At 62.6% G+C, this 3,212-nt stretch carries 2 protein-coding genes and 1 pseudogene; all 3 read left to right on the forward strand.

The window, feature by feature from the left end:
* Positions 1-523 (forward strand): annotated as a pseudogene (locus EOA33_RS29340) (glycosyl transferase); the annotation flags it as partial.
* Positions 524-583: 60 nt separating this feature from the next.
* On the forward strand, positions 584-1,480 hold the full coding sequence (gene galU / locus EOA33_RS29345; RefSeq protein WP_126056847.1) for a UTP--glucose-1-phosphate uridylyltransferase GalU: 897 nt from the start codon (positions 584-586) through the stop codon (positions 1,478-1,480).
* 167 nt (positions 1,481-1,647) lie between these two features.
* On the forward strand, positions 1,648-3,212 hold a 1,565-nt coding region (locus tag EOA33_RS29350), incomplete at its 3' end, for a Wzz/FepE/Etk N-terminal domain-containing protein (RefSeq protein ID WP_127407233.1).

Consider the following 3,212-nt stretch of genomic DNA (forward strand, 5'->3'; position numbering starts at 1 on the left):
CTACATCGCCGGCAACATCGTCTTCGAGTCGCGCTTCAATCTTGGCTATCTCAAGCCGATATTCCAGCGTGGCTTCCTCGACGAAAAACGCCTTCGCTATGACGAGAAGCTGATCATCGGCGAGGATTACATCCTGCTGGCCAGCGCGCTCGCCAAGGGCGGCAGATGTGTCGTCGAGCCGACGACCGGCTATGTCTATCACATCCGCACCGGCTCCATCTCGCGGGTGCTGGAATTGCATCATGTCGAGGCGATGCGTGCGGCCGACGCCGCCTTCGCCGAGACGCATCTCATGGACGCGGCCGCCGCGGCTGCCTTTGCCAGGCGCGGCCGTAGCCTGCGCCGGGCGGCTTCGTTCCTGTCGCTGGTCCAGCACATCAAGGCGCGCTCGCCGCTCAGGGCGATGTGGACGGCGCTCAGTGATCCGGCGGCGGTGAGGCATATGAGCATGCCGATCGCCGTCCGGTTGCGAAGGGTTGCGGCACAGTTTGCCGTGGGACGGGGAGGTGAGAGTGCGGGCTGACGGAGAGTGGGTTCGGAGCCTGCGGCATATTGAAATCGATCTTCTCAAAAGGACTATGCGATGAAGAAAGTCAGGAAGGCAGTCATACCGGTGGCGGGGCTTGGAACGCGGTTCCTGCCGGCCACCAAGTCGATGCCGAAGGAAATGCTTCCCGTGGTCGACAAGCCGGTCGTCCAATATGCGGTGGACGAAGCCTTCGAGGCAGGCATCGAGCACATCGTCTTCGTGACCGGCCGCAACAAGGCGGTCATCGAGGACTATTTCGACCTGCATCCTGAATTGATCGGGACCCTGGAGCAGACCGGCAAGAAGGCGCAGTTGCAGTCGCTCGAAAGCCTGCTCCCCGTCGCCGGCGCCACTTCCTTCATCCGTCAGCAGTCGCCGCAGGGCCTCGGCCACGCCGTATGGTGCGCGCGCGAGGTGATCGGTGACGAGCCCTTCGCCCTGCTCCTGCCCGACATGGTATCGTTCGGCGGGCGCGGTTGTCTTGCCGAGACCGTCGACCTCTATCAGCGCACCGGCGGCAACGTCATCGCCGTCGAGCGTTGCGAGCCGAGCGAGACCAGCAAATACGGCATCGTCGGCCGCGGCGCCGAGATCGGCACCGGTTTCGAGGTGACAGCCATGGTCGAGAAGCCGGCGCCGGCCAATGCGCCGTCGAACTTCTACATCAACGGCCGTTACGTTCTGCAGCCGGAGATTTTCGCCCTGCTCGGCAACCAGCAGCGCGGCGCCGGCAACGAGATCCAGCTCACCGACGCCATGGTCCGCCTGGCGCAAAGCCAGTCCTTCTATGCCCAGCCCTTCAATGGCCGCATGTTCGACTGCGGCTCCAAGGAAGGCTTCATCGAGGCCACCATCGCCTTTGCCCTGGCACGCGACGACATGAAAGGACCGGTCTTCGAGATGCTGCAGCAATTCGTCCGGACGCACGAGCGCCGGGAAGAAGCCGCATAATGCCCATCTTTTGGGTGCATATGCGTATCGACGATGGCGCGACAAACGCCGCCGCGCTTGGCCGACCCGGCCAAGCGCTTTCTGGCATGAATGTTGCGTGGTCTTTTCTGGTGACGACGCCAATCTTCGAAGGCCAATAGCGCCTGCAACCTGGAATTGGACCGACGATGAACTATGCCAATTTTCCCCTCGACAAGAGGATGCCATTGCCTAGCGCGGACGCGGAAAAAGGTGAGGACTTCATCGACATCGAACGTCTGCTCGGCATGGCCGCGCGGCAGGTCAAGGTGGTGGCGGTGTGCGCCGTCATAGGCCTGTTCCTCGGCGTAATCTATCTGCAGACCACGCCCAAGCAATACATGTCGGTCGCCAGCGTGTTGATCGACGAGGGCCTGAACAAGGTCGTCGACGACATCTCGGCCGCGTCCGTCACCATGCAGACGGATGCCGCCCTGCTCAGCCAGATCGAAATCATCAACTCGGCCCGCCTGGCATCGGTGGTGGTCGATAAGCTGAAACTCGACCAGAACCAGGACTTCATGAATCCGCCGCAATCGGCTCTGGCCAAGGGCATCGGTTTCCTGCGCGGCGTGATCGGCTATTTCCGCAGCAACTCCGCCGACGAAATTCCCGGCATGGAGAATGTCGACGCCGCGACGCGCGAGGCCATGAAAAAGGAAGCGAGCCACGACTATGCCGTGCTGAAGCTGCAGAACGAGGTGCAGGCGCAGCGCAACGGCCGCAGCTATGTGATTGCCATCGGCTATCAGTCGCCGAACCCGGCGCTGGCGACGGCGATCACCAAGGCCTATTCCGATGCCTATCTCGCCGACCAGCTCAACGCCAGCTTCGACGCCACCGAACGCGCGGCCGTCTGGCTGCAGGGCCGCTTGGCGGAGCTTCGCGAAAGCTCGCAGAAGGCGTCGATGGCGGTTGAGACGTTCCGGGCCGAGCACGGGCTGTCCGCCAACAGCGACGGGCAGCTGATGAGCGACAAGCAGCTCGCCGACCTGAATGCCCAGCTCATCGTCGCGCAGGCCGATACGGCTCGCGCCAGCGCCCGCTATCAGCAATACAAGGCGATCGTCGACAGCGGCTCCGACAACGCCTTCAACGACTCGGCCATCGCAAGCGATCAGCCGGCCAGCTCGGTCATCACGACGCTCAAGACCCGCTATCTCACCATCGCCAAGCGGCTGCAGGATGTTTCGGCCAATTACGGTGCGGACCATCCCCAAGCGGTCGCGCTTGCCAAGGAGAAGGCCGACGTGTCGGCGCAGATTTTTGGCGAGCTGAAGCAGCTTACCGAAAATTACCGCAACGAGTATGAAGTGGCTCAGACACGTGAGACGGCGCTCAGGCAGAAGATCGCCGACGCGGCAGGCAAGAGCTCCATCGACAACCAGTCACAGGTCAAACTGCGCGATCTGAACCAGCAAGCGACGGCGCTCACCACGCTCTATCAGACGTTCTTGAGCCGCTATGAGGAAGCCTCGCAGCAGCAGTCCTTCCCGGTCGGCAAGGTGCGCATCATTTCTGATGCGACTATGCCGCTCTCCGCGGCAGGCCCGCGCACATCCAAGGTGCTGGCGCTCTTCCTCGTGCTTGGCGTGTTGCTCGGCGCCGGATTTGGCGGCTTGAATGAATTCAACGAGCGCTTCTTCCGGACCGGCGACGACATCCGCGACCGCGTTGGCCTCAAATTCCTCGGCTACCTGCCGACGATCGGCGG

The sequence above is a fragment of the Mesorhizobium sp. M4A.F.Ca.ET.050.02.1.1 genome (assembly GCF_003997725.1).
Lineage (GTDB): Bacteria > Pseudomonadota > Alphaproteobacteria > Rhizobiales > Rhizobiaceae > Mesorhizobium.